Here is a 23,559-nt window from a genome sequence, read left to right on the forward strand (position 1 = left end):
TATTAAGGCTATTAGATGACATTTGCTCATGTTATTGAATTGGACTCGCAAGCTGAGTTACTGGACAGATTAAGCTTGTTAACCAACTTTGGCTCCAACTTGATTGCAGTAAATGGCCAGGATGGATACGGAAAGTCTTGGTTGGCACAGCGATACCTTGAACTCGGTGCAAGTAACAAAAACCAATGTTTGTTACTTTGTCATCCCAATCAAGATGATGTGCAGCGTCGTATGCTCATTTTGCAGCAGCTTGTTTCCGATGCGCTGTTCAATCAACAAGATACACTGCTTGATAGCTTGGAGCGTATCTTAGACTGTGAAGCGTGTGACATCGCAATTGTGGTTGATGATGCCCACTTGATGAGTGAAGCTCTAGTCTCTGAATTATGGGGGCTAGTGTTAGCGGCACAAGCGAATCCAAAATGGAAAATCAACATCTTACTGTTCACTCAAAGTAGGCGTTTGGAACCGGTATTGTCGCGTATTAGCTACGGGCAAGAGCTCAAGCCAGTTGAGCTCGATATAGAAATGTTATCTGAAATCGAAGCGCGTCGTTTTTTTGAATCTTTGGTCATTCGATATGTCGATGATGAATCAGAAAAACGCGTTCGAGATGCATTTAAGAAAGTCGCCCCGATTCCGGGTGATATTATGGCGTTAGGAGAGATGAAAGTGGAAAGAAGGATTATTATCCGCTCAATTGTAGGCTCACCCCTGAACATCACATTGGTTGTACTCGCGCTGCTGCTATGCGCTGCTGGTGGCTATTGGTGGATGTACAATCAGCCGGGCCCTGATGATAAAGCGCAGCAGATTACAGGCGCGATTGAACAAACCGCGATCCCGACCCTAAGCGACCCTCAAGCTCAAACCGATGATGCGGGTTCAACGAACAATGGTGAAGCAGCAGAGAATACGGCTCTTACTGACGCGACGGATGATTCTGACTCACTGCCACCAACCGTAACAGAGGAAGTGGCGAGTGTTGGTACCGAAAACAAGCAACAACGTATTGTAATTGAATCTGGCGTGGTGGATGCGTTGCTTGAGAGCAAGCCAGCAGAGGTGAATGCCGATAAGATTAAACAAGCGGTTGAAGAATCGGCTCCTCAAGCGCAAAGCAGTGCTCGCTCATCACTCATCAAGGTTGTGCAAGCTGGTGAATCGGCACCGGAGGCTCAGCCTACGTCAGCTAAATCTGTGGTGAAGTTCTCTTTTGCTCGTGAAGAGCTCAAAGCTTTATCACCACGTGGCTATACGTTACAACTTGGTGCGATGACAACCATGGACGATGTGCAATCGTTTCTCGATAAACATGATCTGAATACCAAGGTAAGAATTTACCCAACGGTACGCAGCGGAGCGAAATGGTACATCATTACTTACCAAGACTACCCAACCATTCAATCGGCTCGCGATGCAGTAGAAAGCTTGCCGGATGCGCTCAAGTCGCTGGGCCCTTGGGCAAAATCGTTAGGTCAGGTGCATCGCGAAATTGATCGCGTGAAATAATCCTGAGCTTCGATGAAAAATATGTTACATTCCGCAGCCTTAATTTTTGGTCGATAGATAGAGCAGTAGATGAAAAAGCAACGAGCCTTTCTTAAGTGGGCGGGAGGAAAATACGGTCTGGTTGAAGACATCCAACGCCATTTGCCACCAGCTCGAAAGCTAGTTGAACCTTTTGTTGGTGCTGGTTCGGTTTTTCTGAATACCGATTACGACCACTATCTACTGGCGGACATTAATCCCGACCTGATTAACCTTTATAATCTACTGAAAGAGCGCCCTGAAGAGTATATTTCAGAAGCAAAGCGCTGGTTTGTTGCCGAGAATAACCGCAAAGAAGCTTACCTAGCCATTCGCGCTGAATTCAATAAAACTGATGACGTGATGCATCGCTCTCTGGCGTTCTTGTACATGAACCGCTTCGGCTTTAATGGTTTATGTCGTTATAACAAGAAAGGCGGTTTTAACGTCCCGTTTGGCTCTTACAAAAAACCTTACTTCCCAGAAGCGGAGCTCGAATTCTTTGCCGAAAAAGCGAGTAAGGCGACGTTTGTTTGTGAAGGTTACCCTGAGACTTTCAGTCGCGCGCGTAAAGGCTGTGTGGTTTACTGCGATCCGCCATACGCACCGTTGTCGAACACAGCGAATTTCACCTCATATGCGGGTAACGGTTTTATACTCTGGATGACCAAGCGGCATTGGCTGATATTGCAGAGAGAGCCGCAACTGAACGTGGTATCCCTGTGCTTATTTCAAACCACGACACCACATTAACGCGCCGCCTTTATCATGGTGCAGAGCTTAATGCGGTGAAGTGAAGCGGACCATCAGTCGCATGGAAGCGGCCGCAATAAAGTTGATGAACTGCTCGCTCTATTCCGTGCTCCAGATACGGATAACCCCGACTCTTAGCTCTCACACTATTGCATCTAAATAGTGGATCTCATTACAGGCTTCGGTAGAATTACGCGCAACATATTGTTTGTTGTTTGCTCGCCACTACTGAGGTCAGGTATGAAAGATTTTCTCATTGCTCCATCCATTTTATCGGCTGATTTTGCACGTCTAGGTGAAGACGTAGAAAAAGTACTCGCAGCGGGTGCCGATGTGGTGCATTTCGATGTTATGGATAACCACTATGTACCAAACCTGACTTTTGGTGCGCCTATATGTAAAGCGCTGCGCGATTACGGCATCACGGCGCCAATCGATGTCCACCTAATGGTTAAACCGGTTGATCGCATCATTCCTGATTTCGCGAAAGCGGGTGCATCTATGATTACTTTCCATATTGAAGCGTCTGAGCACGTCGACCGTACCCTTCAATTGATCAAAGAGCACGGTTGTAAGGCGGGGGTGGTTCTTAACCCAGCAACACCGCTTGCACATCTTGAATTTATCATCGACAAAGTTGATATGATCCTACTGATGTCGGTAAATCCGGGTTTCGGTGGTCAATCATTCATCCCTCATACGTTGGATAAATTGCGTGCAGTGCGTAAGATGATCGACGAGTCTGGTCGCGATATCCGTTTAGAAATTGATGGCGGTGTTAAAGTCGATAACATTCGTGAAATCGCAGAAGCAGGCGCGGATATGTTTGTTGCAGGTTCTGCGATTTTCAGTGAGCCTGATTACAAGCAAGTGATCGACAACATGCGCGCTGAACTTGCAGAAGTGAAATAAGCGCTGAACAATAGCCCCTGAAATCAGCACCATAAGCGTATTATTCAAAAGGCTGCCACCTTGCTGGTAGCCTTTGTTGTGTACGGTGTGCAGCAAGAAAAAATATCCACTGGGGTGTGCAAATAATCACTTGCCTATTTTTTGTCATTTCTGTACCATTCGTGCTCCTTAAACTCAGTCAAATTTCTTTAGTTCCTTGCTTCCTCTGGACGACTGAGCCAATTGTGGAAGCTGAATAATCCGTAAGGAGCAACCAATGCGTCATTACGAAATCGTATTCATGGTGCACCCTGATCAAAGCGAGCAAGTTGCTGGCATGATCGAGCGTTACACTGGTTCAATCACTGAAGCTGGCGGTAAAATCCACCGTCTAGAAGACTGGGGTCGTCGTCAACTGGCTTACCCAATCAACAAGCTTCACAAAGCTCACTACGTTCTAATGAACGTTGAAGCTGACCAAGCTGTTATCGATGAGCTAGAAACTGCTTTCCGTTTCAACGATGCAGTTCTACGTAACATGATCATGCGTACTAAAGCGGCTATCACTGAGCAATCTATCATGCTTAAGCAGAAAGAAGAGCGTGCTCCTCGTCGCGAAGAGCGTGCTGAAGCTAAGCCAGAAGCAGCTGCTGAGTAATATTTCTTATGACCAATCGAATGGAGCTGAGTGGCGCCATTGCCAAGCCGCCCATTCGAAGTAAAAGCCCTGGTGGTATTGAACACTGTCGGTTTTGGTTAGAGCATCGCTCTACTGTTATCGAAGCTGACCTACCTCGACAAGTTTATTGTCGAATGCCGGTAGTCGTCAGTGGGGTTGGGTCACAAGCATTAACTCAGAATTTAGTACAAGGCAGTAACATTAAGGTAGGTGGTTTTGTCGCTTACCAGACCGGCCGAAATGGCGTTGGAAAATTAGTGTTACATGCCGACAACATTACTCAAATTTAAGATCAGGAGATAGCCCATGGCTCGTTTCTTCCGTCGTCGTAAATTCTGCCGTTTTACTGCAGAAGGCGTACAAGAGATTGATTACAAAGACGTAGCAACTCTTAAAAACTACATCACTGAAGCTGGTAAAATCGTTCCTAGCCGTATCACTGGTACAAGCGCTAAATACCAACGTCAACTAGCTCGCGCTATCAAGCGTTCACGCTACCTAGCTCTACTACCGTACACTGATAAGCATCAGTAATCGGTCGTTTTATTAAGAAAGAGGATTAAGCAATGCAAGTTATTCTACTTGATAAAATCGGTAACCTAGGTGGCCTTGGCGACTCAGTAAACGTTAAATCTGGCTACGCTCGTAACTTCCTTATCCCTCAAGGTAAAGCAGTTATGGCGACTAAAGGCAACGTTGAAATGTTTGAAGCTCGTCGCGCTGAACTAGAAGCTAAAGTTGCTGAGCAACTAGCTGCTGCTGAAGCACGTGCTGAGAAAGTTAACGCTCTAGAAGCAGTTGTACTTGCTTCTAAAGCTGGTGACGAAGGCAAACTATTCGGTTCTATCGGTACTCGTGACATCGCTGAAGCTATCACAGCTGCAGGCGTTGAAGTTGTTAAGAGCGAAGTTCGCCTTCCTGAAGGTGCTCTACGTAACACTGGTGAGTTCGAGATCAGCGTTCAACTTCACTCTGAAGTTTTCGCGTCAATCAACCTACAAGTTGTTGCTGCTGAGTAATTCAGTACCAAGCGAAATAGTAAAAAGCACCTCTTCGGAGGTGCTTTTTTTATGTCTGAAACTTCGTAAAGAGAAGGTACGGGGCGGTTAGAGTAGAAATAGCAAACTAACGGCGAACACACTGTCTGCTTTGCTTAAACCTGCGGGCACTTTATCGTGATATTGACGCGAGTGAGTTAGCTTTAGCGCGATGTCTTCTGTGATGTTGTTACTGATGCTCAAGTCACTATCCACACGAATGTTGCTTTTACCCCCAACAATAGTAATGTCTGCTGAGAGGCTTAGGTTATCCAACGCGTGCCAAGTGGTATTAATATTACTACGTATGATCCCTTCTCGAACTGTGTCTGGAAAGATGATGTCGTTTTCATCAATTTCATCCAAGTTAGGTTCTTGGTAACGAAAACCCGGGCCAAGCTCTACTTCCAAAGTAAACTTCTCTGTGTAAGCGAACTGATAACCCAGACCACTAGAGAAGGTGTAATCTTTAAAGTAAGCACTGTAGCGTGAATCAGTCCCTTTAAAACTGCCGTACAAGTAGGTTTTTGGGCCAAGCTTGTAGTCGCTTTGCGCGCTGTAGGTGGAAGAGCGTTTGTCTTCTTCTCCCTCTTTATAAAGATTGTAGTATTTCCATTCGCCGCTAGAACGGTGGCGACCAGAGGTGTATTCAGCACTCAGTCGAGCATTCAGAGAGCGAGAATCCGAGTTGCCTGTGTGAGCTTGATAGCCGAACTCAACCTCAGTGTCCAGAGGGTCAGTCACTTCAGTTTCTTGCTCCGGCTGTACTGATTCTTCAGCGTACGATGCTGCCGTGCAAAGTAAGCTTAAACTAAGTAACCAGTATCGGGACACAAATACCTCGAACGTAATAAAAAAGGAGAAGTATGATACTGATACAGATGTTTTATTGGGTCAATGATAGGTTAATTTTTATTGGACCTAAGTTACCTTCAGGGCCTGTTCTTGCTTTGACCTTTTGTGGTTATCTGTTTCAGTTTGATTGGAAGAAAGTCTACCGCAACTGCGTAACTTCGCACGACAAAAAGCGTTTTCTTCGTCATGCACTTGTCGAATTCTTAACAAAGTAATTGTCGCATCAGGGAAGCATCTTAACTAGGTTTAAGGTTATAATCTTGGGTCATTAGTAGTTATCGAGCAAAGTCATGGCGGAAAACAGAAATCGCAAACCTTCAGACAGTCAGGTCGACGCAATCAAAGCGCCTCCTCACTCGCTAGAAGCCGAGCAATCAGTAATTGGTGGTCTCTTACTGGACAATGAACGTTGGGACACGGTCTCTGAGCGTGTTGTGAGCAGAGATTTCTACAGCCGTCCTCACCGTCTTATCTTCGAAGGCGTAAAAACCATTCTTGAAGACAGTAAGCCTCTTGATTTGATTACTTTGTCGGAGTACCTAGAACGTCACGAGCAGTTGGAAGACGTAGGGGGCTTTGCATACCTCGCGGACCTTGCGAAAAATACACCAAGTGCGGCGAACATTAATGCGTATGCAGACATTGTTGCGGAGCGTGCCATTGTTCGTGGCCTGATTGGCGTTGCAAATGAAATCGCAGACGCGGGTTATGATCCACAAGGCCGAAGCTCAGAAGACTTAATTGATTTGGCGGAGAGTAAAGTTTTCGCCATTGCAGAATCTCGTACCAGTGAGAACGAAGGCCCGCAAAACGTCGATAACATCCTCGAGAAAACGCTAGAGCGTATCGAAATGCTCTACAAAACGCCGCAAGATGGTGTGACAGGCGTGAACACAGGCTTTAACGACCTCAACAAGAAAACTGCAGGTCTGCAAGGTTCTGACTTAGTTATTGTCGCGGCACGTCCATCGATGGGTAAAACCACTTTTGCGATGAACTTGTGTGAGAATGCGGCGATGGATCAAGATAAACCCGTGCTTATTTTCTCGCTAGAGATGCCAGCCGAACAGTTGATGATGCGTATGCTTGCGTCCCTATCTCGCGTTGACCAGACTAAGATACGTACAGGTCAGCTCGATGATGAAGACTGGGCGCGTATTTCTTCGACCATGGGCATCTTGATGCAAAAGAAAAACATGTACATCGATGACAGTTCGGGCCTCACACCAACCGAGGTTCGTTCTCGTGCGCGTCGTGTTGCTCGTGAGCATGGCGGTCTGTCGATGATCATGGTCGACTACCTCCAACTAATGCGTGTTCCTGCATTGTCTGATAACCGTACTTTGGAAATCGCGGAAATCTCACGGTCATTAAAAGCACTGGCTAAAGAGTTGAACGTTCCAGTAGTCGCACTATCGCAGCTAAACCGTTCCCTAGAGCAACGTGCTGATAAGCGCCCAGTGAACTCGGATTTGCGTGAATCGGGCTCTATCGAGCAGGATGCCGACTTGATCATGTTTATCTACCGTGATGAGGTATACCACCCAGATAGTCCTTACAAAGGCACGGCAGAAATCATCTTAGGTAAACAACGAAATGGTCCTATCGGTTCAGTTCGCTTAACTTTCCAAGGCCAACATTCGCGCTTTGATAATTACGCGGGTCCGGGATTTGATATTGATGATGAGTAATGCAATGAGCTATATGAAAGCGGCGATGGCATGCATTGATTTGTCAGCACTGCAGCACAACTTACAACGGGTGAAACAACAAGCGCCAAACAGCAAAGTGATGGTGGTGGTGAAGGCGAATGGCTACGGTCATGGTCTTCGTCATGTGGCCAAACACGCTACGCATGCAGATGCCTTTGGTGTGGCCCGTATTGAAGAGGCCCTTCAATTACGTGCATGTGGAGTAGTAAAACCCATCCTGCTTCTGGAAGGTTTTTACTCTTTGGGTGATTTGCCAGTTCTGGTGACCAACAACATTCAAACGGTCGTCCACTGTGAAGAGCAGTTGGCGGCTTTAGAGCAAGCAGATCTCGAAACGCCCGTCGTCGTTTGGCTGAAAATTGACAGTGGTATGCATCGATTGGGCGTACGTCCAGAGCAGTACGATGAATTCATTTCGCGCCTGAAAGAGTGCCCAAATGTGGCAAAACCGCTACGGTACATGAGCCACTTTGGCTGTGCAGACGAATTAGATAACAAGATTACTACAGAGCAAATCGATTTATTTATGTCGTTAACGGCTGGTTGTCAAGGTGAGCGATCTTTAGCGGCATCGGCGGGGCTGCTTGCATGGCCACAAAGCCAGCTGGATTGGGTTCGTCCCGGCATTATTATGTACGGTGTATCCCCATTTGGTGAAAAAACAGCGCAAGATATGGGCTATAAACCGGTTATGACGCTGAAGTCTCACTTGATCGCAGTGCGTGACGTGAAAAAAGGTGCAAGCGTGGGCTACGGCGGAATTTGGACGAGTGAGCGTGATACCAAGGTAGGTGTTATTGCGGTTGGTTACGGTGATGGTTACCCGCGCACAGCACCAAACGGCACGCCCGTTCTGGTTAACGGACGTAAGGTACCAATCGCAGGCCGAGTTTCTATGGATATGCTGACGGTTGATTTAGGGCCAGATGCGACGGATAAAGTAAGCGATGAAGCGATTCTGTGGGGTAAGGATTTACCGGTAGAAGAAGTCGCAAGCCACATAGGCACGATTGGCTATGAGCTGGTGACTAAGCTGACTTCTCGTGTCGAAATGGAATATTTGAAATAATTCATGAAGAAAAGGCTATTTTCAGTGCTGGCATTCTCTGCCAGCTTTTTCATATCTCCACAGGTGGCAGCGAAAGAGAAAGACTCTGCTTTTGCGCCTTTCTATTTTAAGACCGATACGCTCGGAAGCACGCTCGGTATCGCTGGCGTTGCAAAAGGAGTGGGGCAGCCACAAGCTGCGTTGTTTGGTATGGCTCTGTATTCAGAGAAGGACAGCTACGTCGGTTTTCTCTCTGCCTTCAATTATGCTCTGTCATCAAACCTGTTGGTGAGTACGCAGATGTATCAAGCACGCTTTAACGACACCCCATATTACTTAGGTGACCAAGGCTCAAATCACTCCTCAACGACAGACAAGACCATCACCAATGGCGATGAAGAGAACTACAAACTTGAGTTTAAGTACCTTCTTCCTTGGGGCAATATTCGCGAACACGGGCTGCTTGGTGCATTCCAACCCGTGAGAGAGGTCAATTTTGCTTCTCCAGTAGATTCTGGTGTCAGTTCTATTATCGTCACACCCTTTTACTCTTCTCGAGAGTTAGACATCTTCAACGATAAAAAAGAACAGGCAGCCGGGCTGAACTTGGCCTTTGATTGGGATAATCGCGACAGTGTAAGCAACACGACGCGTGGTTCTCATACCTCGTTTGATTTAACTACGGGCGCAGAGAGCTTAACGTCAGAGGACTTATGGCTGAAGTGGGAGTTTCAAAACAGCCAGTATTACTCGTTAGGTTCATTGGGTAATTGGTTTGACCAGCAAGTGCTGGCGTTTGATTTCTATACTGCGAATATTCCAACATGGAATAAATGTGATGGCGCCGTATGTGCTCGTCCACCAGAGCAAGAGCAAGCCCGCTTAGGTGGCTTATATCGTCTGCGAGGGTATACATCGGGTCGTTACCATGGACGCAGCGCGATTCATTATTCTGCGGAATACCGCGTATTGCCAGACTGGCAGCCACTCGATGATATTCCTCTTATCAACTACTATGATCTGCCTTGGTGGCAATGGGTTGCGTTTGCTGAAGTTGGGCGAGTAGCGGATGATTATGATTTTAAAACATTGCATGAAGACATGAAATGGAATGTCGGTGGGGCAGTACGCTTCCAAGTCGAAGGGATTGTGGTTCGTGCGGAAATGGCCAAAGGTGCCGATGAAGGCACTTTTCGGGTCATGATAAACCAACCCTTCTAAATCGATATAAAAATCAGGCTAACCTCGTGGTTAGCCTTTGTGTACTCTGAGTTATTCGCCGTTTATGGTCGCGATGATGCGACGGCTGCCACCGTAATCACGGTGTTCACCTAAGTAAATACCTTGCCATGTTCCCAAAGCTAATTGACCCTTGTGGATAGGAATCGTCACACTGCTGCCAATTAAAGACGCTTTGATGTGGGCTGGCATGTCATCAAAGCCCTCATAAGTATGCTGATAATATGGTGCACGCTCAGGCACAAACTTGTTGAAGTGGGCTTCCATATCCGTGCGTACCGTTGGATCGGCGTTTTCATTCAAGGTCAAACTGGCAGAAGTATGCTGAATAAAGAGATGTAACAAACCTACCGAAAGTGATTGGATTTGCGGTAATTGTTGTTCAATTTCATCAGTGATAAGGTGAAAGCCTCGACTGCGCGCTTGTAATTGCAGTGTTTTTTGTGCCCACATATGCGTTCCTTTGGAAAAATTTGGTTTGGCGTCTATCCTGATCCAATTAGAGCCTGCCGATACGAAATGGTATGATTCCCAACATCATAAATGAATGGTTTAAATTCGAAACCGGGAACGTGACCTAACTCAATACGAGTGTACAGACAGTCAGCCATAATGAGTGACTGAAAAAAAATTACAAAGACTTGTTTTGTGGCAATTTGCCCAAACATCTCATCTATATTCTATTTGCTAAATCGGGGATTCCGCAGTTTCTCTAGACTGTCAGGAATGGAACCTACTGTAACATCGGGACAAAGACCATGTTGAAAAATATCGACCCAACGCAAACACAAGCTTGGAAAGCGCTAACCGCGCATTTTGAATCTGCACAAGATATGGATCTGAAAGCGCTATTTGCTCAAGACGCAGCGCGTTTCGACAAATACTCAACACGCTTCGGCTCAGACATCCTAGTCGATTACTCAAAGAACCTAATCAACGAAGAAACGCTGAAGCACCTTTTTGCTCTTGCTAACGAGACTGAGCTTAAATCAGCAATTGAAGCGATGTTCAGTGGTGAAGCGATCAACAAAACAGAAGATCGCGCGGTTCTTCATACTGCACTACGCAACCGCTCAAACAAGCCTGTAATGGCTGGCGGCGAAGACGTAATGCCTGCGGTCAATGCGGTTCTTGAGAAAATCAAATCATTCACTGAGCGCGTAATCGGCGGTGAGTGGAAAGGTTACACAGGTAAAGCCATCACGGACATCGTCAACATAGGTATCGGTGGTTCTGACCTTGGTCCTTACATGGTGACGGAAGCGCTAGCACCATACAAAAACCATTTAAACCTTCACTTTGTTTCTAACGTTGATGGTACTCACATCGTTGAGACGTTGAAGAAAGTTGACCCAGAGACAACACTATTCTTGATTGCGTCTAAGACGTTCACCACGCAAGAAACCATGACCAACGCGCACTCTGCTCGTGATTGGTTCCTAGCAACGGCAGGCGATCAAGCGCACGTTGCTAAGCACTTCGCTGCACTTTCTACTAACGCACCAGCGGTATCTGAGTTTGGTATCGACACCGACAACATGTTTGAGTTCTGGGACTGGGTTGGTGGACGTTACTCATTATGGTCTGCAATCGGTCTTTCAATTGCTTTGGCGGTCGGCTACGACAACTTCATTGAGCTTCTCGATGGCGCTCATGAGATGGATAACCACTTTGTATCGACAGATCTAGAAAGCAACATTCCGGTGATTCTTGCTCTGATCGGCATTTGGTACAATAACTTCCACGGCGCTGAGTCTGAAGCAATCCTACCTTACGACCAGTACATGCACCGTTTTGCTGCGTACTTCCAGCAAGGCAACATGGAATCTAACGGTAAGTACGTAGACCGTGAAGGCAACGCTGTGACTTACCAAACGGGTCCTATCATCTGGGGTGAACCAGGTACTAACGGTCAGCACGCCTTCTACCAGCTGATCCACCAAGGCACTAAGCTGATCCCATGTGACTTCATTGCACCTGCAATCAGCCACAACCCAGCAAGCGATCACCACCAAAAACTGATGTCTAACTTCTTTGCCCAAACCGAAGCATTGGCATTTGGTAAATCAGCAGAAACCGTGAAAGCAGAATTTGCGAAAGCAGGTAAGAGCGAAGAAGAAATGGCGTCTCTCGTGCCGTTCAAAGTATTCGAAGGCAACCGCCCAACGAACTCTATCTTAGTTAAGCAAATCACACCTCGCACGCTAGGTAACCTGATTGCGATGTACGAACACAAGATTTTTGTTCAAGGCGTTATCTGGAATATCTTCAGCTTTGACCAGTGGGGCGTTGAGCTAGGTAAACAACTTGCAAACCAAATACTACCTGAGCTAGCGGATGAGTCAGAAATCAGCTCACACGACAGCTCGACAAACGGTCTAATCAACGCGTTTAAAGCATTCAAAGCATAATGAATGTTTGAGTAGCAAAACAAAAGGTCAGCAAACGCTGACCTTTTTTATTGCCTGAGGCAGAAACAAAATAGGTTGGCATTGACCAACCTATTTCTTCTCTATTATTCGAAGCAAATCTCGATGAAGGCATTTCCCCAAATTGAAGAGAAAGGCATGATGATGATTGAGCCTTCAGATTTATGGCGAATGGTGTGACCGCGACCCGACACGACAACTGGGGTTGCCATATCAAAGTCAAACCCACTTTCCGATAGAATGCGTTTAGCACCACCTGCCACCATGTTGGTTATTTCGCCCACCATGTCAGTGACTTCTTCATTCACTCCGTTTGGACGTTCACCAAGCATTTTCTGCATGATTTCAAGAGATAACGCCTCATCAAAGGTAATCGACATCGAACCACGAGTCTGTGTTCCAACCATACCGATTAATCCAGAGACGTCGCCTCGCGCGATCTGGTCTTTCTTTATTCGTGGTTTTTGTGGCTTCAGTTCAAGCGAAGCCATGGTTTTTAGCACATTCATCAAAGAGGCCAAAAACGGGTTTACAAATTCAGCGCGCATAACGTTCTTCTATTTTCTTATTTCGTTTCCGAGCAGCATGCTTGGCACTCGCCATGGGTTTCAATAACGTTATTCGTTAGTTTGAATCCATGCTTCTCGGCGTTATTTGCTAACAAGGATATCAGTGTCTCGTCTTCAAGTTCAACGACATCGCCACATTTATCGCAAATTAGTAGTTGGAAAAAGTGCTGTTGAGTGTTGAACGAGCAGCAAGTAATAAAGCTGTTGTTTGATTCCACTCGATGAATAAAGCCCTGTTCTAGAAGAAAATCTAATGCTCGGTATACCGTCGGCGGTTTAGCTTGTGGCTCACTCTCTTTCAGTTGCTCCAATAGCTCATACGCACTAGAGGCGCGGCGATTAGAACAAATGAGTTCAAAAACGCGTCGGCGTTGCGGCGTTAATCTCACTCCGCGCTCTGCGCAGATACGTTCAATTTGTTCAAGGATTGTTGGGTCCAAAATCTTTCACCATAACTATCGGACGTGCTTTATGATAAACCATTAGCATACGAATTTCGTTTAGAAAGACGTTATTTTACTCATTATCAGGCAGAAAATCATAAATTAAAGCACGTTGATGTATACCAGAGTGAATACGCGATATCACAGAACGAAGCTTTCATGCTGAGGGACGTCCGTGGGCTAGCAAGCTCACAACACTCGCATCCACTGCACAGTGGGTATACAATACCCGACTTCATTTTTTTGAGCGCACCGTCGCGCTCTACCTTGGCAACGTAAAACGGGTGTTTATATCATGACTCATTCTTGCAGGCTCTCTGTGGCACCAATGTTGGATTGGACGGATCGTCATTGTCGCTACTTCCATCGTTTAATGACCAAAGAAACCCTGCTGTACACTGAAATGGTTACCACAGGTGCGATCATTCATGGAAAAGGGGACTTCCTGGCTCATAACGAAGAAGAGCATCCGTTAGCCCTTCAGCTTGGTGGTTCAAACCCAGCAGACTTGGCAACGTGTGCCAAGCTAGCGCAAGAGCGTGGTTACGATGAAATTAACCTTAACGTAGGCTGTCCATCAGATCGTGTTCAAAACGGTCGCTTCGGTGCATGTTTAATGGCTGAACCTCAATTGGTGGCAGATTGCGTAGCGGCAATGAAAGATGTGGTGGATGTGCCGGTTACTGTGAAAACACGTATCGGTATCGATGACCATGACTCTTACCAGTTCCTAACCGATTTCGTATCTATTGTGTCAGAGAAAGGCGGTTGTGATCAGTTTACTATCCACGCGCGTAAAGCTTGGTTGAGCGGTCTAAGCCCGAAAGAGAACCGTGAAATACCGCCATTGGATTACCCGCGTGCTTATCAATTGAAGAAAGACTTTTCACACCTAACGATTGCGATTAACGGTGGCGTGAAATCTTTAGAAGAAGCGAAAGAGCATTTGCAGCACCTAGATGGCGTGATGATTGGTCGTGAAGCTTACCAAAGCCCTTATTTGCTGGCCTTTGTTGACCAAGAGCTGTTTGGTTCTAACGCGCCAGTGAAAAAGCGCAGCCAAATTGTCGAAGAGATGTATCCGTACATTGAAGCGCAATTGGCAAAAGGGGCGTATCTAGGTCACATCACTCGTCATATGTTAGGGCTTTTCCAAAGCATGCCGGGAGCTCGTCAGTGGCGTCGTTATATCAGTGAAAATGCGCACAAGCCGGGATCTGGATTAGAAGTTCTGCAAGCGGCACTTGCGAAGATTCCCAAAGAGTTGAATGTGTAAATTTCGCCAGAGGGTGGTGAAAGTTACCAACTAAGTAATAGTAAAGCCAGAGTGTAGCAATACCTCTGGCTTTATTTTTTATTGTATATCATTGGCTTAGTTTATTTTTATAAGTTGGTATGGAATCTGCTGTAGTAAAATTAAAACAAAGGAGAAGTGATTATGTTGGAACTGATCTTTATTTTAGTTTTCACCGCAACCCTGTTGGTCACCGGTCTTACTATGATGACCGTATTTGCAGCGGCAGGCATTGCGCTAGTTGTGATGTTTTTGTTAGGCATGGTGGGCGCGATATTAAAATTATTGCCTTGGCTAATAGTCATTGCATTGGGTATATGGTTTTTTAAAAATTTCGTCGCTCAGCCTCGTTATAAGTAACGGATTGTCGAGATTTAGTTGATAGTGGGTTGGAAGAGTATGTTAGTATTTCTCACATCCCCTTAATGTAGAAATCAGCTATCTCGGAGTAAAAATTACATGACATATAGAGCGGCCATCGCTTTAGCGACTCTATCGTTGGGAGCGTCTCATCTTTGTTTTGCGGAGCAAGCATCTTCCTTCACTACCACGGCTGGTGCCGAGGTATGGGTTGCGGACACCAAAGTAAATGAAGTGAGAAGAGATAGCAGTACAACCGGTTCTTTTTATGCTGCGATTGAGCATGACGTAAAATACGTTCCTAATGCGCGCCTTCGTTATACAAGTATTGATGCGGATTACATGGGGTTCGACAAACTTGATCTTACTCTTTACTACCAAATTCTTGACCATGACTTGCTTCATTTTGATGCGGGTCTGACTTTTAGTAACTTGAGCGACACAAAATACGTAGACGCGGGCACCAACGCAGTCACTAAAGAGTTTGATGAGCTCATTTGGGCTTGGTATGGCTACGCAGAGATCACGGTTCCAGACACAAACTTTGACATCATCGGTGAGATGAACTTCGGTGACAGTAAAGGCATCAAGAGCACCGATTTGATGGCTGGTGTTCAGTACCACATTCCATTTCAAGATTCTCAGCTCTCTCTCCGTGGTGGTTACCGTGTGATTGATTTGGAGTCGGAAGAGTTTATATCGAGTTTAGGTAAAGAATACATTTTTGCTGATGGTTTCTTTGTTGGTGCTCAGTACTCTTTCTAAACCCACATCACCAAATTTTTTAAAACGTCGCTTTATAAGCGGCGTTTTTTTATATCACTTTGTCATATCAAATTGAATTTCTCGCTCAAGCTTCACTCTTCGGCCATGCTTATTATGAGCAATGTATAAACGTTGGAGCACGGATAGCGATGACAATAAACGAATTACGACATCTATATCGTGACAAACAGCTAGTCGAGGCCATCATCGAGCCTTCAATCCAAGAGGGAGGCTGGGTTGTTGAGTTTCGCCATGCTCGTGGTGGGTTTGTTTGCCTCACGGACAGTCACGGGGAAGAGTGTTTGTACGATAACCTCGATACAGCATCAAAATCAGCATTAGCGGTTGGCTTTCAACAGGTTCGTATTGAGGATCGTTGAGCTCTAAACTCGATGCTCTTACTTCCAAAAAGTTATAAAACATTCTCTTCTATTCTTTCTTGTTATTAAAGAGAGTGGTTAATCTATCGTCACGCAATGAATAGGGATGTCGTGACAATGTCTTTTCAACAGAATGAATATTCTCATAAGAAAGTGTCGGAAGATGATAATGGGCAGAGTGGGAACCCACCAATCGCAAGCCCTCTGAATGATCAGCAATTTAACTCACTTCAGCAAACTGTCTCAGAGTTGTCCTCGCAACAACTTGCATGGGTCAGCGGTTACTTCTGGGGACTCGCTCAAAACCAACCAAGCGCAGCGGCCGCAACACCAATTTCGCAGGCCGCCGCTTCTGTTGAGACCAAGCCAGCCGGCAAACTAAGTATCATTTTTGCTTCTCAAACCGGTAATGCGAAAGGCGTTGCTGAAGCACTTGAACAAGAGGCCAAAGCAGAAGGTATTGCTGTAGAGCTGTTTGATGCCAGTGATTACAAAGGAAAAAACCTTGCCAAAGAGACCCACGTGATCTTTGTGGCGTCGACCAATGGTGAAGGGGAAGCGCCTGATAATGCCATTGAGTTGCATGAGTTTTTACAATCGAAGAAAGCCCCTAAGCTGCCAAACCTTAAATATGCCGTTATTGCATTGGGCGATTCTAGTTATGAGTTTTTCTGCCAAACGGGTAAAGACTTCGATGATTACTTGGCCAAGTTAGGTGCAACAGCCTTCGTCGATCGCATTGATTGTGATGTGGACTATGAGATACCAGCGGCAGAATGGCGAAAACAAGCACTTGAACAAGTTAAAGAAGCCCTCTCTTCTGGTAACGAAGCTGAAGTGGTTCAACTACCGGTTGGTCAAGCAGCACCAGGGCATTCAGCTTATAACAAGCAAAATCCATATACCGCAACACTACTGACCAGTCAGAAAATCACGGGTCGTGATTCGGGGAAAGATGTTCGCCATGTAGAGATTGATCTTGATGAGTCGGGACTGACCTATCAGCCGGGCGATGCTTTAGGTGTGTGGTTCGACAATAGCTCTGAGCTTGCTAACGCCATCTTAGCAAAAGCGGGGCTTTCCGGTGTCGAGAGTATTGAAGTGGATGGCGAAAGCCTTTCTATTCATAGTGCTTTGGTCAGTAAATATGAGATCACCGCATCAAACCCTCAGTTTGTCAGCAAATTCGCAGAGCTATCTGGTAGTAAGAAACTACAAAAACTGGTGGAAGATAAAGACAAGCTTCGTGAGTACGCTGCAAATACCCAAGTTGTGGATGTGCTTGCAGAGAAGAAGACCAAGCTAAGTGCAGACGAATTGGTTGGTTTGCTTCGCCGATTGACACCTCGTCTATATTCTATCGCTTCGAGTCAAACGGAAGTGGATGAAGAAGTTCATCTAACTGTTGGGCTAGTCGAGTACGACCAAGGTGATGAGAAGCGCTACGGCGGTGCATCGAGTTTCCTCGCTCAACGTCTAGAAGAAGGCGGTGAAGTAAAAGTGTTTGTTGAGCACAACAATCACTTCAAACTGCCACAAGATGACAACACACCAATTATCATGGTTGGTCCAGGCACTGGTATCGCGCCTTTCCGTAGTTTTATTCAAGAGCGTGATAACCGTGACGCGCAAGGCAAGAACTGGTTGTTCTTTGGTGACCGCACCTTTACTCAAGATTTCCTTTACCAAGTTGAGTGGCAAAAGTACCTCAAGTCTGGTTTGCTGACTCGCCTGGATGTTGCGTTTAGCCGTGACCAAGCAGAGAAGGTCTACGTTCAACATCGCATCTTAGAAAACGCTGAACAAGTTTGGCAGTGGATTCAAGATGGTGCCTATATCTATGTATGTGGTGATGCCACACGTATGGCAAAAGATGTTCACGATGCGCTGGTCTTTGTCGCCGAGCAACAAGGCAAGCTATCTCGGGAAGAAGCAGAAGCATTTATCAACGATCTACGTAAAGCGAAACGTTACCAAAGGGATGTGTACTAATGAGCGCGAATCAACAATCAAACAGCCAAGAAGTATTAGGTGAGGTGCTTGGTCCACTCTCGGATAATGAGCGCCTCAAAAGACAAAGTAATCTGCTGCGTGGAACGATTGAACAAGATCTGCAAGACCGCATTACCGGTGGTTTTACTGCTGACAACTTCCAGCTAATTCGCTTTCATGGTATGTATCAGCAAGATGACCGCGATATCCGGAACGAGCGAACCAAGCAAAAGTTGGAGCCACTGCATAACGTTATGCTTCGCGCTCGTATGCCGGGCGGCATTATTACACCAAAGCAATGGCTAGCGATCGATAAGTTTGCCACCGAGCACTCTTTATATGGCAGTATCCGTCTTACCACTCGTCAGACGTTTCAGTTCCATGGCGTGCTAAAACCAAATATTAAATTGATGCACCAAACGTTAAACAGCATTGGTATTGATTCGATTGCAACCGCGGGTGATGTTAATCGAAACGTATTGTGTACCACTAACCCTGTAGAGTCACAGTTACACCAAGAGGCTTACGAATGGGCGAAGAAGATCAGTGAACATCTACTACCTAAGACTCGTGCTTATGCAGAGATTTGGTTAGACGGTGAAAAAGTAGAAAGTACGGAAGAGGATGAGCCGATTCTAGGGAAGAACTACTTACCACGTAAGTTTAAAACCACAGTGGTTATCCCACCGCAAAATGACGTAGACGTACACGCGAACGATCTTAACTTCGTAGCGATTGCAGATAACGGCAAGCTGGTTGGTTTTAACGTGCTGGTTGGTGGGGGTCTAGCCATGACGCATGGCGACACATCTACTTATCCGCGAAGAGCCGATGATTTTGGCTTTATCCCATTGGAGAAAACCTTGGATGTCGCGGCTGCTGTCGTTACAACTCAACGTGATTGGGGTAACCGTTCGAACCGCAAAAATGCAAAAACGAAGTACACGTTAGATCGCGTCGGAAGTGATGTATTTAAAGCGGAAGTAGAAAAGCGTGCCAGTGTTAAGTTTGCTCAAAGCCGCCCTTACGAATTCACAGAACGTGGTGACCGTATTGGCTGGGTTGAAGGGATCGATGGGAAGCATCATTTAGCTCTCTTTATCGAAAACGGTCGTCTGTTGGATTTCCCAGGTAAACCACTTAAGACTGGAGTCGCAGAAATTGCCAAAATCCATCAAGGCGATTTCCGTATGACGGCAAACCAAAACCTGATTGTCGCGGGGGTAGCAAAAAGTCACAAAGCCAAGATTGAGAAGATTGCTCGTGATCATGGCTTAATGAATGACAGCGTCAGTGAACAGCGGAAAAACTCGATGGCGTGTGTGGCATTCCCAACTTGCCCATTAGCAATGGCAGAAGCGGAGCGCTTTCTTCCTCAGTTTGTTACTGATATCGAGGGTATTCTAGACAAGCACGGTTTTGCCGAAGAAGACAACATCATTGTTCGTGTAACTGGGTGTCCAAATGGTTGTGGTCGAGCAATGCTGGCCGAAATCGGTTTGGTCGGTAAAGCACCGGGTCGGTACAACTTACACCTAGGCGGTAACCGAGCTGGTACACGAGTACCTAAGATGTATAAAGAGAACATTACGGATAAGCAAATCTTAGCAGAGATTGATCAGCTGGTGGCACGTTGGGCTGCTGAACGTGAAAAGGGTGAGGCATTTGGTGACTTCACGATTCGAGCTGGCATTATTCAAGAAGTGTTTATATCAAAGAGGGACTTCTATGCTTGATTCTGTAGCGTCGAAACCGGAGCTGGCAAAGTTGCTGACATTAACTAAGACGGAGCAAACCCTCCGCCTTGCTCAAATCAATGTCGATCTTGAACAGCTTTCCGCACAAGAGAGGGTAAAGTGGGCATTGGAGCATTTGGAAGGGGAGTTCGTCGTCTCATCCAGCTTCGGTATTCAGGCTGCCGTGATGCTCCACCTTGTGACACAACAACAGGCAGATATTCCAATCATCCTAACGGACACTGGGTATCTATTTACGGAGACGTATCAATTCATCGATCAGTTGAAAGCACAGCTCAACCTCAACCTTAAAGTGTACCGTGCAAAAGAAAGTGCTCCTTGGCAAGAGGCGCGTTACGGAAAACTTTGGGAACAAGGTATAGAGGGAATCGAAAAGTACAACAAGATAAACAAAGTGGAACCGATGCGACGAGCGCTGCGTGAGCAAAACGTCGGTACTTGGTTTTCAGGATTACGTCGAGAGCAAAGTCAGTCTCGAGCAAGTCTACCAATTTTGTCGATTCAAAATGGGGTATTTAAATTTCTACCGGTGATCGACTGGACGAATAAAGATGTGCACTACTATCTAGAAGAGCATGGTTTGAGTTACCACCCACTTTGGGAGCAAGGTTACCTGTCAGTAGGTGATACGCATACGACTAGAAAGTGGGAGCAGGGAATGTCAGAAGCTGAAACCCGTTTTTTTGGCTTAAAGCGCGAGTGTGGATTGCACGAAGATGATGGCACTGAGCAAGATGGTTCGGGTATTTAGCCTTGAAGTAGGCAAAGCCGAGTTCAATTTATACAAAGAAAGCTGCTGTAAAGCAGCTTTTTTATATATAGAGGCAGAATAGGGGCAGAAAATAGGACGGAAAAGGATAACTCTGTGGATAACTTGTTTGCTATCTTGGGGTAAAGTGGGATAAATACCGTTTTGAATGAGAACTCAGCACTTAACCATTGTTTTTGCAATTTTTGCAAAATAACGCTTGCCAATGTGAGCGCGATCTCTATAATGCCTCCTTGTCGACAGGGCAGAGCTCACAAGGGTTCAAAGCGTAGTCGGCAAGGTCAGAAAGAAAAACGAAATGATTATTTGCCTTTACTTTAAAAAGTAAAATAAAAAAGCAAAAAGTGTTTGACACTGAAGATTATCTCGCTAGAATGGCCGCCTCTTCCGAAGTGATGTAAATCCCGAAGAAGAGTTGCTCTTTAAAAATAAGAACCTATCAATCTGTGTGGGCACTCGTTGATGATAATCCAATTAGAAGCTTAGGCTTCAAATTCGATTTCAATGAACTGAGTGACCAAGCAAGTCGAAAGACTTGGCACAGTCAATTCATTATCGTTCTGTTGGAACGATAATAGCTTTAGAATTACTTCTTACTTTCGAGTAAGGATGAGTTTTGAAGTCAGTATTCATTGAGTCACAAAAACTTTAAATTGAAGAGTTTGATCATGGCTCAGATTGAACGCTGGCGGCAGGCCTAACACATGCAAGTCGAGCGGAAACGAGTTATCTGAACCTTCGGGGAATGATAACGGCGTCGAGCGGCGGACGGGTGAGTAATGCCTAGGAAATTGCCCTGATGTGGGGGATAACCATTGGAAACGATGGCTAATACCGCATAATGCCTTCGGGCCAAAGAGGGGGACCTTCGGGCCTCTCGCGTCAGGATATGCCTAGGTGGGATTAGCTAGTTGGTGAGGTAAAGGCTCACCAAGGCGACGATCCCTAGCTGGTCTGAGAGGATGATCAGCCACACTGGAACTGAGACACGGTCCAGACTCCTACGGGAGGCAGCAGTGGGGAATATTGCACAATGGGCGCAAGCCTGATGCAGCCATGCCGCGTGTGTGAAGAAGGCCTTCGGGTTGTAAAGCACTTTCAGTCGTGAGGAAGGCGGTATAGTTAATAGCTGTATTGTTTGACGTTAGCGACAGAAGAAGCACCGGCTAACTCCGTGCCAGCAGCCGCGGTAATACGGAGGGTGCGAGCGTTAATCGGAATTACTGGGCGTAAAGCGCATGCAGGTGGTTTGTTAAGTCAGATGTGAAAGCCCGGGGCTCAACCTCGGAATAGCATTTGAAACTGGCAGACTAGAGTACTGTAGAGGGGGGTAGAATTTCAGGTGTAGCGGTGAAATGCGTAGAGATCTGAAGGAATACCGGTGGCGAAGGCGGCCCCCTGGACAGATACTGACACTCAGATGCGAAAGCGTGGGGAGCAAACAGGATTAGATACCCTGGTAGTCCACGCCGTAAACGATGTCTACTTGGAGGTTGTGGCCTTGAGCCGTGGCTTTCGGAGCTAACGCGTTAAGTAGACCGCCTGGGGAGTACGGTCGCAAGATTAAAACTCAAATGAATTGACGGGGGCCCGCACAAGCGGTGGAGCATGTGGTTTAATTCGATGCAACGCGAAGAACCTTACCTACTCTTGACATCCAGAGAAGCCAGCGGAGACGCAGGTGTGCCTTCGGGAGCTCTGAGACAGGTGCTGCATGGCTGTCGTCAGCTCGTGTTGTGAAATGTTGGGTTAAGTCCCGCAACGAGCGCAACCCTTATCCTTGTTTGCCAGCGAGTAATGTCGGGAACTCCAGGGAGACTGCCGGTGATAAACCGGAGGAAGGTGGGGACGACGTCAAGTCATCATGGCCCTTACGAGTAGGGCTACACACGTGCTACAATGGCGCATACAGAGGGCAGCCAACTTGCGAAAGTGAGCGAATCCCAAAAAGTGCGTCGTAGTCCGGATTGGAGTCTGCAACTCGACTCCATGAAGTCGGAATCGCTAGTAATCGTGGATCAGAATGCCACGGTGAATACGTTCCCGGGCCTTGTACACACCGCCCGTCACACCATGGGAGTGGGCTGCAAAAGAAGTAGGTAGTTTAACCTTCGGGAGGACGCTTACCACTTTGTGGTTCATGACTGGGGTGAAGTCGTAACAAGGTAGCGCTAGGGGAACCTGGCGCTGGATCACCTCCTTATACGAAATGGATAGTTTGTTTTTACTTTAGAGTAAAGGCAGATGAATCTCGATGAGTGTCCACACAGATTGATAGTTCACAAGCGTAAGCTTGTAGCTAACATAGCTCTTTAACAATTTGGAAAGCTGACAAATCAAATTTATTCTTAGTGAATAAGATTTGATTGTAAAGTTCTCAAAGTATTCTTAATTGAATACTCCAAAAAACACATTCAAGTGTTCTTGGGTTTTACTTAATTCTTAACGGATTAAGCAAAACATATTTGAGTCCGGCAAAATCGAATGCTATCTCGCTCATTCAAATAATGAGATAGCGACTTTGGTTGTTTAACAGCAATTCGAAACTTCTTCGGGTTGTATGGTTAAGTGACTAAGCGTACACGGTGGATGCCTTGGCAGTCAGAGGCGATGAAGGACGTATTAACTTGCGATAAGCCCAGATTAGGTAGTAAAAACCGCTTGAGTCTGGGATTTCCGAATGGGGAAACCCACGTGCATAAGCACGTATCGTTATGTGAATACATAGCATAACGAGGCGAACCGGGGGAACTGAAACATCTAAGTACCCCGAGGAAAAGAAATCAACCGAGATTCCGAAAGTAGCGGCGAGCGAAATTGGACTAGCCCTTAAGCTATTTATGCGTCAGGTGAAACTTCTGGAAAGTTGTGCGATACAGGGTGATAGCCCCGTAACCGGCAACGCATTTATAGTGAAATCGAGTAAGGCGGGACACGTGATATCCTGTCTGAATATGGGGGGACCATCCTCCAAGGCTAAATACTACTGACTGACCGATAGTGAACCAGTACCGTGAGGGAAAGGCGAAAAGAACCCCTGTGAGGGGAGTGAAATAG

General features: G+C 46.2%; 21 protein-coding genes, 2 rRNA genes and 1 pseudogene. 20 read left to right on the top strand and 4 right to left on the bottom strand.

The annotated features are described in order from the left end of the window. Positions 1-15 precede the first annotated feature (15 nt). The 7 genes and pseudogenes from AND4_RS14585 (at position 16) to rplI (ending at position 4,872) form a co-directional block, all read left to right on the top strand. Positions 16-1,512: an AAA family ATPase gene (locus tag AND4_RS14585; RefSeq protein WP_009843748.1), complete on the top strand. Its 1,497-nt coding sequence runs from the start codon at positions 16-18 to the stop codon at positions 1,510-1,512. 69 nt (positions 1,513-1,581) lie between these two features. Next, positions 1,582-2,421 (top strand): annotated as a pseudogene (locus AND4_RS14590) (Dam family site-specific DNA-(adenine-N6)-methyltransferase). A 102-nt stretch (positions 2,422-2,523) separates the two neighbouring features. Continuing rightward, positions 2,524-3,195 carry a ribulose-phosphate 3-epimerase gene (gene rpe, locus AND4_RS14595; RefSeq protein WP_009843750.1) on the top strand — a complete coding sequence of 224 codons (672 nt, stop codon included), beginning with the start codon at positions 2,524-2,526 and terminating at the stop codon, positions 3,193-3,195. Positions 3,196-3,451: 256 nt separating this feature from the next. Then, positions 3,452-3,832 carry a 30S ribosomal protein S6 gene (gene rpsF, locus AND4_RS14600; protein ID WP_005451516.1) on the top strand — a complete coding sequence of 127 codons (381 nt, stop codon included), beginning with the start codon at positions 3,452-3,454 and terminating at the stop codon, positions 3,830-3,832. A gap of 8 nt (positions 3,833-3,840) precedes the next feature. Next, a complete protein-coding gene (gene priB / locus AND4_RS14605; protein WP_009843751.1) occupies positions 3,841-4,143 on the top strand; it encodes a primosomal replication protein N in 303 nt (100 codons plus the stop codon). Between the two features lie 16 nt (positions 4,144-4,159). Further along, the gene (gene rpsR / locus AND4_RS14610; RefSeq protein ID WP_000090472.1) at positions 4,160-4,387 is read left to right on the top strand and encodes a 30S ribosomal protein S18; all 228 of its coding nucleotides are present in this window, start codon (positions 4,160-4,162) and stop codon (positions 4,385-4,387) included. A 32-nt stretch (positions 4,388-4,419) separates the two neighbouring features. Then, positions 4,420-4,872 (top strand): 50S ribosomal protein L9, encoded by a 453-nt coding sequence (gene rplI / locus AND4_RS14615; protein WP_009843752.1) that lies wholly within the window; start codon positions 4,420-4,422, stop codon positions 4,870-4,872. A gap of 87 nt (positions 4,873-4,959) precedes the next feature. Here rplI and AND4_RS14620 read toward each other — a convergent pair whose 3' ends face one another. Further along, positions 4,960-5,724: a DUF481 domain-containing protein gene (locus tag AND4_RS14620; protein ID WP_009843753.1), complete on the bottom strand. Its 765-nt coding sequence runs from the start codon at positions 5,722-5,724 to the stop codon at positions 4,960-4,962. 311 nt (positions 5,725-6,035) lie between these two features. On the opposite strand from AND4_RS14620, the gene AND4_RS14630 reads away from it, so the two are divergent. Genes AND4_RS14630 through AND4_RS14640 form a run of 3 tightly spaced genes read left to right on the top strand, consistent with a single transcriptional unit; the run spans position 6,036 to position 9,726 of the window. Beyond that, positions 6,036-7,436 carry a replicative DNA helicase gene (locus AND4_RS14630; protein ID WP_009843755.1) on the top strand — a complete coding sequence of 467 codons (1,401 nt, stop codon included), beginning with the start codon at positions 6,036-6,038 and terminating at the stop codon, positions 7,434-7,436. A gap of 4 nt (positions 7,437-7,440) precedes the next feature. Beyond that, positions 7,441-8,526, top strand: coding sequence for an alanine racemase (alr, locus tag AND4_RS14635; RefSeq protein ID WP_043991724.1), 1,086 nt, complete (start codon positions 7,441-7,443; stop codon positions 8,524-8,526). 3 nt (positions 8,527-8,529) lie between these two features. Further along, the gene (locus AND4_RS14640) at positions 8,530-9,726 is read left to right on the top strand and encodes a BamA/TamA family outer membrane protein (RefSeq protein ID WP_009843757.1); all 1,197 of its coding nucleotides are present in this window, start codon (positions 8,530-8,532) and stop codon (positions 9,724-9,726) included. 51 nt (positions 9,727-9,777) lie between these two features. Here the strand turns inward: AND4_RS14640 and AND4_RS14645 are convergent, their stop codons facing one another. After that, positions 9,778-10,197, bottom strand: coding sequence for a secondary thiamine-phosphate synthase enzyme YjbQ (locus tag AND4_RS14645; RefSeq protein ID WP_009843758.1), 420 nt, complete (start codon positions 10,195-10,197; stop codon positions 9,778-9,780). Between the two features lie 305 nt (positions 10,198-10,502). Between AND4_RS14645 and pgi the strand changes: the two genes are divergently transcribed. Beyond that, complete coding sequence (pgi, locus tag AND4_RS14655) at positions 10,503-12,155, top strand: glucose-6-phosphate isomerase (RefSeq protein WP_009843760.1); 1,653 nt, start codon at positions 10,503-10,505, stop codon at positions 12,153-12,155. A gap of 104 nt (positions 12,156-12,259) precedes the next feature. On the opposite strand, the gene AND4_RS14660 is transcribed toward pgi, so the two are convergent. Next, positions 12,260-12,721 carry a chemotaxis protein CheX gene (locus AND4_RS14660; protein WP_009843761.1) on the bottom strand — a complete coding sequence of 154 codons (462 nt, stop codon included), beginning with the start codon at positions 12,719-12,721 and terminating at the stop codon, positions 12,260-12,262. 17 nt (positions 12,722-12,738) lie between these two features. Then, on the bottom strand, positions 12,739-13,185 hold the full coding sequence (gene zur, locus AND4_RS14665) for a zinc uptake transcriptional repressor Zur (RefSeq protein ID WP_086026855.1): 447 nt from the start codon (positions 13,183-13,185) through the stop codon (positions 12,739-12,741). A gap of 295 nt (positions 13,186-13,480) precedes the next feature. Between zur and dusA the strand changes: the two genes are divergently transcribed. The 9 genes from dusA to AND4_RS14710 all read left to right on the top strand — a co-directional run. Beyond that, on the top strand, positions 13,481-14,461 hold the full coding sequence (gene dusA, locus AND4_RS14670; protein WP_043991721.1) for a tRNA dihydrouridine(20/20a) synthase DusA: 981 nt from the start codon (positions 13,481-13,483) through the stop codon (positions 14,459-14,461). Positions 14,462-14,623: 162 nt separating this feature from the next. Then, positions 14,624-14,839 carry an envelope stress response protein PspG gene (pspG, locus tag AND4_RS14675; RefSeq protein WP_009843764.1) on the top strand — a complete coding sequence of 72 codons (216 nt, stop codon included), beginning with the start codon at positions 14,624-14,626 and terminating at the stop codon, positions 14,837-14,839. A gap of 99 nt (positions 14,840-14,938) precedes the next feature. After that, positions 14,939-15,604, top strand: coding sequence for a TIGR04219 family outer membrane beta-barrel protein (locus tag AND4_RS14680; RefSeq protein ID WP_009843765.1), 666 nt, complete (start codon positions 14,939-14,941; stop codon positions 15,602-15,604). A 149-nt stretch (positions 15,605-15,753) separates the two neighbouring features. Then, on the top strand, positions 15,754-15,984 hold the full coding sequence (locus AND4_RS14685; protein WP_009843766.1) for a hypothetical protein: 231 nt from the start codon (positions 15,754-15,756) through the stop codon (positions 15,982-15,984). Positions 15,985-16,101: 117 nt separating this feature from the next. Further along, positions 16,102-17,976, top strand: a complete 1,875-nt coding sequence (locus AND4_RS14690) for an assimilatory sulfite reductase (NADPH) flavoprotein subunit (protein ID WP_009843767.1) — start codon at positions 16,102-16,104, stop codon at positions 17,974-17,976. Beyond that, positions 17,976-19,712, top strand: a complete 1,737-nt coding sequence (gene cysI / locus AND4_RS14695; RefSeq protein ID WP_009843768.1) for an assimilatory sulfite reductase (NADPH) hemoprotein subunit — start codon at positions 17,976-17,978, stop codon at positions 19,710-19,712. Before AND4_RS14690 ends, cysI begins: the two co-directional genes overlap by 1 nt. Then, positions 19,705-20,484 (top strand): phosphoadenylyl-sulfate reductase, encoded by a 780-nt coding sequence (locus AND4_RS14700; protein ID WP_009843769.1) that lies wholly within the window; start codon positions 19,705-19,707, stop codon positions 20,482-20,484. The genes cysI and AND4_RS14700 overlap by 8 nt, the downstream gene beginning before the upstream one ends. A 668-nt stretch (positions 20,485-21,152) precedes the next feature. Continuing rightward, positions 21,153-22,705: ribosomal RNA gene (locus AND4_RS14705) — 16S ribosomal RNA — on the top strand. A gap of 359 nt (positions 22,706-23,064) precedes the next feature. Continuing rightward, positions 23,065-23,559: ribosomal RNA gene (locus AND4_RS14710) — 23S ribosomal RNA — on the top strand; the annotation flags it as partial.

It is taken from the genome of Vibrio sp. AND4, assembly GCF_000171815.1.
Taxonomy (GTDB): domain Bacteria; phylum Pseudomonadota; class Gammaproteobacteria; order Enterobacterales; family Vibrionaceae; genus Vibrio.